General features: G+C 64.4%; 8 protein-coding genes. 7 read left to right on the forward strand and 1 reads right to left on the reverse strand.

All coding sequences use genetic code 11. The features are described 5' to 3' along the window. Positions 1 to 143: 143 nt before the first annotated feature. The 4 genes from lepB to CV770_RS23755 are packed head-to-tail and all read left to right on the forward strand — an operon-like array spanning position 144 to position 3,044. Complete coding sequence (lepB, locus tag CV770_RS23740) at positions 144 to 908, forward strand: signal peptidase I (protein WP_028144380.1); 765 nt, start codon at positions 144 to 146, stop codon at positions 906 to 908. Continuing rightward, complete coding sequence (rnc, locus tag CV770_RS23745; protein ID WP_104464064.1) at positions 905 to 1,726, forward strand: ribonuclease III; 822 nt, start codon at positions 905 to 907, stop codon at positions 1,724 to 1,726. The genes lepB and rnc overlap by 4 nt, the downstream gene beginning before the upstream one ends. Continuing rightward, positions 1,716 to 2,642 carry a GTPase Era gene (gene era, locus CV770_RS23750; RefSeq protein ID WP_028144378.1) on the forward strand — a complete coding sequence of 309 codons (927 nt, stop codon included), beginning with the start codon at positions 1,716 to 1,718 and terminating at the stop codon, positions 2,640 to 2,642. Before rnc ends, era begins: the two co-directional genes overlap by 11 nt. 21 nt (positions 2,643 to 2,663) lie before the next feature. Next, positions 2,664 to 3,044, forward strand: coding sequence for a hypothetical protein (locus CV770_RS23755; protein WP_038972470.1), 381 nt, complete (start codon positions 2,664 to 2,666; stop codon positions 3,042 to 3,044). A gap of 140 nt (positions 3,045 to 3,184) precedes the next feature. On the opposite strand, the gene CV770_RS23760 is transcribed toward CV770_RS23755, so the two are convergent. Next, positions 3,185 to 3,499, reverse strand: a complete 315-nt coding sequence (locus CV770_RS23760) for a hypothetical protein (RefSeq protein WP_146101337.1) — start codon at positions 3,497 to 3,499, stop codon at positions 3,185 to 3,187. Between the two features lie 57 nt (positions 3,500 to 3,556). Between CV770_RS23760 and recO the strand changes: the two genes are divergently transcribed. The 3 genes from recO (at position 3,557) to parC (ending at position 7,017) form a co-directional block, all read left to right on the forward strand. Beyond that, positions 3,557 to 4,309 (forward strand): DNA repair protein RecO, encoded by a 753-nt coding sequence (gene recO / locus CV770_RS23765; RefSeq protein WP_104464066.1) that lies wholly within the window; start codon positions 3,557 to 3,559, stop codon positions 4,307 to 4,309. A 101-nt stretch (positions 4,310 to 4,410) separates the two neighbouring features. Continuing rightward, complete coding sequence (locus CV770_RS23770) at positions 4,411 to 4,698, forward strand: hypothetical protein (protein WP_104464067.1); 288 nt, start codon at positions 4,411 to 4,413, stop codon at positions 4,696 to 4,698. 60 nt (positions 4,699 to 4,758) lie between these two features. Further along, complete coding sequence (parC, locus tag CV770_RS23775; RefSeq protein ID WP_091967380.1) at positions 4,759 to 7,017, forward strand: DNA topoisomerase IV subunit A; 2,259 nt, start codon at positions 4,759 to 4,761, stop codon at positions 7,015 to 7,017. Positions 7,018 to 7,187: the final 170 nt, after the last annotated feature.

A 7,187-nucleotide genomic window follows, 5' to 3' on the forward strand; every position in this document is an offset into this window, starting at 1 on the left:
ACAAAATCAGCATGGGCGAATTCGGCTTTACGCCGGAATTGGCCCTCACTATCAGAATCAGGACAATCTCCTTGCGCCGCGAACCGGTGGGCCGTTCGCGGGAGGAGGGCGCTCTGTGATCGCCGGGCGGAATTGAGAGAGCAATGAGCGTGACTTCAGGAACGAAAACTGAGAGCGGCGTCGGTGAAACGATCCGGGTCGTGATCCACGCTCTCCTGATCGCGCTGGTGATCCGCACCTTCCTGTTCCAGCCCTTCAACATCCCGTCCGGCTCGATGAAGGCGACGCTGCTGGTCGGCGACTATCTGTTCGTCTCGAAATATTCCTACGGCTATAGCCATTATTCGATTCCGTTCTCGCCGCCGCTGTTCTCCGGGCGGATCTGGGGCTCGGATCCGAACCGCGGCGACATCGTCGTGTTTCGCCTGCCGAAGGACGATTCCACCGATTACATCAAGCGCGTGATCGGCCTTCCCGGCGACCGTATCCAGATGCGGGACGGGCTGCTCTACATCAACGACACGCCGGTCGAGCGGCAGCGGATGAGCGAATATGTCGGCGAGGAGCCCTGCGGCTCGGAAGGTGGCGGCATCTCCCGCGTGAAGCGCTGGAAGGAAACGCTGCCGAACGGGGTGTCCTATGAGACGCTCGATTGCGCCGACAACGGCTACGTGGACAACACCAATGTCTACACCGTGCCATCAGGCCATTTCTTCATGATGGGCGACAACCGCGACAATTCCACCGATAGCCGCTTTCTCGGCCAGGTCGGCTATGTGCCGCAGGAGAATCTGATCGGCCGCGCCCAGATGATCTTCTTCTCCATCGCCGAAGGCGAGCATGCCTGGATGTTCTGGCGCTGGCCGTGGGCGGTGCGCTGGAATCGGTTCTTCAAAATCGTCCGATGAAAGACGAAGCCAAGGACATCGCGATCCAACCGACCGAGGCGCAAGCCGCTCCTGAGAGCGAAGCTGCAGCGAAGACGCCTGCAAAGAAGAAGCGGACGCGGAGCAGCAAGGCCAAGGGCACCGATGCCAACGCGGCGCTCGAGGCGCGCATCGGCCACAGCTTCGCCGATCCGAATATGCTGATGCAGGCGATCACGCATGTCTCGGCGCTGAAGTCCGGGCGCAAGCGCGGCGACAGCTATCAGCGCCTGGAATTCCTCGGCGACCACGTGCTCGGGCTGGTCGTCTCCGACATGCTCTATCACGCCTTCCCGAACGCCGATGAGGGCGAGCTGTCCAAGCGTCTTGCCGAACTCGTGCGCAAGGAAAGCTGCGCCGACGTGGCCAAGTCGCTCGGACTGCTCGACGACATCAAGCTCGGCTCAGTCGGCTCCAGCGCCGACGCGCGACTGCGCAAGTCCATCCTCGGCGACATCTGCGAGGCCGTGATCGGCGCCGTCTTCCTCGACGGTGGCTACGCGGCGGCGGCCGAGTTCGTCAAGCGCAACTGGACCGAGCGCATGCACAAGCCGCGCCGTCCCTTGCGCGATCCCAAGACCGTGCTGCAGGAATGGGCGCAGGGCAAAGGGCTGCCGACGCCGGTTTACCGTGAGGTCGAGCGCACCGGCCCGCACCACGATCCGCAATTCCGCGTCGCGGTGGACCTGCCGGGGCTCGCGCCGGCCGAAGGCATCGGCGGCAGCAAGCGCGCGGCAGAGAAAGTAGCAGCTTCAGTGATGATCGAACGTGAAGGCGTTGGCGGCGGCAATGACGGCTGAAACAAGCGGCGAGGCGCCCACTGCCACGCGCTGCGGCTTCGTTGCGCTGATCGGCGCGCCGAATGTCGGCAAGTCCACGCTGGTCAACGCGCTGGTCGGGGCCAAGGTCACGATCGTCTCGCGCAAGGTGCAGACCACGCGCGCGCTGATCCGCGGCATCGTGATCGAGAACAACGCGCAGATCATTCTGGTCGACACGCCCGGCATCTTCCTGCCCAAGCGCCGGCTCGACCGCGCCATGGTTTCGACCGCATGGAGCGGGGCGCATGACGCCGATCTCGTCTGCGTGCTGCTCGACGCCAAGACCGGGATCGATGAGGAGGCCGAGGCGATCCTCACCAAGGCGGCCAGCGTCAATCACGAGAAGATCCTCGTCATTAACAAGGTCGATCTGGTTCAGCGCGAGAAACTGCTGGCGCTGGCGCAGGCCGCCAACGAGCGCATGAAGTTCGCGCGGACCTTCATGATCGCGGCGATCTCGGGCGACGGCGTCGACGACCTCCGCAAGACTCTCTCCGAGATGGTGCCGGCGGGCCCGTTTCTCTACCCTGAGGACCAGATGTCGGACGCGCCGATGCGGCAGCTGGCGGCCGAGATCACGCGGGAAAAAATCTATCAGAAGCTGCACCAGGAATTGCCCTACCAGTCCACGGTCGAGACCGACAAGTGGGAGGAGCGCAAGGACAAGTCGGTGCGGATCGAGCAGACGATCTTCGTCGAGCGCGAGAGCCAGCGCAAGATCGTGCTCGGCAAGGGCGGCGCCACCATCAAGTCGATCGGCGCGGACTCGCGCAAGGAACTGATGCAGATCCTGGACGTGCCTGTCCACCTGTTCCTGTTCGTCAAAGTGCGCGAGAACTGGGGCGACGATCCCGATCGCTACCGCGAGATGGGCCTGGACTTTCCGAGAGAATAACCAAGAAAAGATCGGTATCCGATGAGCGTGCCCAGCAATGTCCGGCGCTTCGAAGCGCTGCTCTATGCGTCGTTGATGCTGGACGCCTTGTCCGTTGCGGTCCAGGACCGCACGCCCAGCGCCGAGGTGACCGAGCAGATGATCATGACGGGGACCTTGCTCGCCGGCGGCATGATCCTGCTCCTGGTCTACTTCGTCTGGCTCGCCGCGCATTGGCGCAAGAACTGGCCGCGCTGGGTGCTGGCGGCTGCCCTCGTGCTGTCGGTGATCTCGCTCGGCCAGATCATCGGGGAGAAGGGCATGGAGCTCGACAGCGCCATCGAGATCGTCTCCTGCGCGCTGACGACGGTAGGCCTGTATTTCTCCTTCAGCGGCGACGCGCAGGGCTGGTTCAACGCGTGAGATTACGCGCAGTGCCGTAGGGTGGGCAAAGGCGCGCCCTTGCGCGCCGTGCCCACCATCGCGCCGTCGATCAAATTGGGCACGCTTCCGCCTTCGCTCTCCGAGCTACGGCGGACAAGTCGCTTTGCCCACCCTACGATCTACGTCTGATAGGCGTGGACAATGATCACCGCGCTCACGATGATCGCCCAGATGACGAAGCCCGCGATGACACCAAGCGCCGGCGACAGGATCACCCGGCCTTCGTCGGGGCACCTGATGTGCAAGGCGCCCGTCCAGCCGATGCGGGTCACGCGTTCGGGAAACTCGACTCTGACCTTGCCGAACGTGACCGCGAACAACAGAGCCAGCGCAGTGAAATAGAAGAGGGTCGGCAGCGCATCGAAAATGGTCCACCAGACGACCCAGAGTACCAACTCGACAATTGGGCCGATCAAACCGGCAATGAAGTCCATTGTGATTCCACGCGTGCCGAACTTCTGCACCAGAGCATATAGCGCTATACTTAACACATGGAATGGACCGACGAAGGCATCGTGCTGGGCGTGCGGCGGCATGGCGAATCCAGCGCCATCGTCGAGCTCTTGACGCGCGGGCACGGCCGCCACCTCGGCCTCGTGCGCGGCGGCGCCGGCTCGCGGATGCGGCCCTTGCTGCAGCCGGGGAACAGCGTCAGCGCGGTATGGCGAGCACGGCTCGACGAGCATCTCGGCACCTACGCCATCGAAGGGCTGAAGCTGCGTGCGGCCACGTTGCTCGGATCATCCCATGGCGTCTACGGCGTCACCCATCTCGCCTCGATTGCGCGGCTCTTGCCGGAGCGCGATCCGCATGAGGAGATCTTCGCGCTGCTCGAACATTCGCTCGACGATTTCGAGGATATCGGTGGTGCGGCCGTGCATCTCATCCATTTCGAGCTGGCGATGCTCGCCGAGCTCGGCTTCGGGCTGGCGCTGGAAAATTGCGCGGTCACGGGCGAGACCACCGACTTGATCTATGTCTCGCCGAAATCCGGCGGCGCGGTGTCGCGCGGCGCGGGCGAGCCGTGGCGCGACCGCCTGTTGCGCCTGCCGCCGTTTCTGCGCCAGGGCGAAACCGCAAGCGACCTCACCGAGCAGGATCTCCAGGACGGCTTTCGGCTCACCGGCCTGTTCCTGCTGCGCCATGTGCTGGAGCCGCGCGGGCAGGGCCATTCCGACGCGCGCGCGGGCTTCATCAATGCCTTGATCCGGCAGCAGGCGAAGGCGGCGATTCCCGCGCCATGAGCTGAGCGGGACTCTGCTTTGCCTCCGGGCATGGAGTTCCGGGGAACGAAGTAGGGCTGGTTGAGTTCGCTTCCTCAGGTTCCATAGCGGGGACAGCCTAAATGTTGATCAGAGGATTCGCCTTGTCCGCGGCGCTGCTCACGTTTGCGCCTGATGCCATGGCCGGCGAGCCGCAACCCGGCGTGTTTCGCCGGGCGTCCTGCACGGTCGTCCGGTATTATGTGGCGAAATATTCTGCTGCGGCCGCAGAGACATGGGCGCGGTCGAAGGGAGCGACGGAGGCTGAAATCGAGGCCGCCCGGCGGTGCCTGACCAACATGCCGGCGCCGGCCCAAACGCCTGGTGGGACCCAGACCCAGACCGTGACAGCCGGCTGGGCGGGGCATTAGCCGCCCACAGGGAACCAATCCATCCTTGCCCGATTCGCTTCCACGGTTTAACCGGGCGGCATGGGAAAACGATTGATTCCGCCGCAAGAGCCGGCCGAAATTCACGAGGTGCCGCTGCGTGAAGCGCTCGAGGAGCGTTATCTCGCTTATGCGCTCTCCACCATCATGCACCGCGCGCTGCCCGACGCGCGCGACGGTCTGAAGCCGGTTCACCGGCGCATCCTCTACGGCATGCGCCTGCTCAGGCTCGACCCCGGCACGGCCTTCAAGAAATCCGCAAAAATCGTCGGCGACGTGATGGGCTCGTTCCATCCGCACGGCGACCAGGCGATCTACGACGCCATGGTGCGTCTGGCGCAGGATTTCTCCTCGCGCTATCCGCTGGTCGACGGCCAGGGCAATTTCGGCAATATCGACGGCGATAATCCCGCCGCCTACCGCTACACCGAAGCGCGCATGACCGACGTCGCGCGGCTTCTGCTCGACGGCATCGATGAGGACGGCGTCGAGTTCCGCGCCAATTACGACGGCCAGTCGAAGGAGCCGGTCGTGCTGCCCGGCGGCTTCCCGAACCTGCTCGCCAACGGCGCGCAGGGAATCGCGGTCGGCATGGCGACCTCGATCCCGCCGCACAACGCGGCCGAGCTTTGCGAAGCCGCGCTGCATCTGATCGAGAAGCCCGACGCCAAGTCCAAGGCACTGATGCGGTGGGTCAAGGGGCCCGATTTCCCGACCGGCGGCATCTGCGTCGATTCCAAGCAGGCCATCGCCGAAGCCTACACGACCGGCCGCGGCTCGTTCCGCGTTCGCGCGCGGTGGGAGCAGGAGGAGGGCGCGCGAGGCGCCTGGGTCGTCGTCGTCACCGAGATTCCCTTCCTGGTGCAGAAGTCGCGGCTGATCGAGAAGGTCGCCGAGCTGCTGGACCAGAAGAAGCTGCCGCTGGTCGGCGACATCAGGGACGAGTCGGCCGAAGACGTCCGCATCGTGATCGAGCCGAAATCGAAGAACGTCGATCCCGCGCTGATGATGGAATCGCTGTTCCGTCTCACCGAGCTCGAAAACAAGATCCCGCTGAACCTCAACGTGCTGATCAAGGGCCGCGTGCCCAAGGTGGTGGGGCTGGCCGAGTGCTTGCGCGAATGGCTCGACCATCTGCGCGACGTCCTGATCCGCCGCAGCAACTACCGCAAGGCCCAGATCGAGCACCGGCTGGAAGTCCTCGGCGGCTTCCTGATCGCCTATCTGAACATCGACAAGGTCATCAAGATCATCCGCACCGAGGATGAGCCGAAGCCGGCCTTGATGAAGGAGTTCAAGCTCACCGAGGTGCAGGCCGAAGCCATCCTCAACATGCGCCTGCGCTCCTTGCGCAAGCTCGAGGAGATGGAGATCCGCACCGAGGACAAGAACCTCCGTGCCGAGCTCAAGGGCATCAACGCGGTGCTGGCCTCGGAAACCGAGCAGTGGAAGAAGGTCGGCGAGCAGGTCGGCAAGGTCCGCGACATGTTCGGACCGAAGACGCCGCTCGGCAAACGCCGCACCACTTTTGCCGACGCGCCCGAGCACGATCTCGCCGCGATGGAGGAGGCCCTCGTCGAACGCGAGCCGGTGACGGTCGTCGTCTCCGACAAGGGTTGGATCCGCACCATGAAGGGCCATGTCGAGGATCTCTCGGGGCTCGCCTTCAAGCAGGACGACAAGCTCGGCTTTGCGTTTTTCGCCGAGACGACCTCGAAGCTGCTGCTGTTCGCCACCAACGGCAAGTTCTACTCGCTCGATGTCGCCAAGCTGCCAGGCGGCCGCGGCCACGGCGAGCCGATCCGCCTGTTCATCGACCTCGAGCAGGAGGCGGCGCCCGTCGCGCTGTTCGTCAACAAGGGCGGACGCAAATTCCTGGTCGCGAGCAGTGAGGGCCAGGGCTTCGTCGTCAACGAGGACGATTGCGTCGGCACCACCAAGAAGGGCAAGCAGGTCCTCAACGTCGACATGCCGAACGAGGCGCGCGTGGTTACCGAAGTGCTGGGCGACACCGTCGCGGTCATCGGCGAGAACCGCAAGATGCTGATCTTCCCGCTCGACCAGGTGCCGGAGATGGCGCGCGGCCGCGGCGTGCGGCTGCAGAAGTACAAGGACGGCGATCTCTCCGACGTCGCCGTGTTCGAGGCCAAGGCGGGCCTGACCTGGAAGGACTCCGCGGGCCGCGAATTCTCGGCGACCATGAAGGAGCTGGCGGAGTGGCAAGGCACCCGCGCCGACGCCGGCCGCCTGCCGCCGAAGGGTTTCCCGAAGTCGAACAAGTTCGGCCGGGGAATCGGGTAGGGGCGGGCTGCCGCTACACCACCGGTGTCGTGCCCCGGCTTGACCCTATTTGATTCACACATCGCGAGCGATCCTCCAGCCGCTGAGCATGGCCCTGAGGGCCAACAGGCCCTGGAGGATCGTGATGGGTCCTGGTTTACCGTAGTATCCGGTCCAACCGCCGAGGCGCG

The organism is Bradyrhizobium sp. AC87j1 (assembly GCF_002936975.1).
GTDB classification, from domain to species: Bacteria; Pseudomonadota; Alphaproteobacteria; order Rhizobiales; family Xanthobacteraceae; genus Bradyrhizobium; species Bradyrhizobium shewense.

Coding starts and splice junctions, on each gene's coding strand:
- rnc (WP_104464064.1), top strand. CDS start 905: ATGAAAGACGAAGCCAAGGACATCGCGATCCAACCGACCGAGGCGCAA.
- parC (WP_091967380.1), top strand. CDS start 4,759: ATGGGAAAACGATTGATTCCGCCGCAAGAGCCGGCCGAAATTCACGAG.
- CV770_RS23755 (WP_038972470.1), top strand. CDS start 2,664: ATGAGCGTGCCCAGCAATGTCCGGCGCTTCGAAGCGCTGCTCTATGCG.
- CV770_RS23770 (WP_104464067.1), top strand. CDS start 4,411: ATGTTGATCAGAGGATTCGCCTTGTCCGCGGCGCTGCTCACGTTTGCG.
- recO (WP_104464066.1), top strand. CDS start 3,557: ATGGAATGGACCGACGAAGGCATCGTGCTGGGCGTGCGGCGGCATGGC.
- era (WP_028144378.1), top strand. CDS start 1,716: ATGACGGCTGAAACAAGCGGCGAGGCGCCCACTGCCACGCGCTGCGGC.
- CV770_RS23760 (WP_146101337.1), bottom strand. CDS start 3,499: ATGGACTTCATTGCCGGTTTGATCGGCCCAATTGTCGAGTTGGTACTC.
- lepB (WP_028144380.1), top strand. CDS start 144: ATGAGCGTGACTTCAGGAACGAAAACTGAGAGCGGCGTCGGTGAAACG.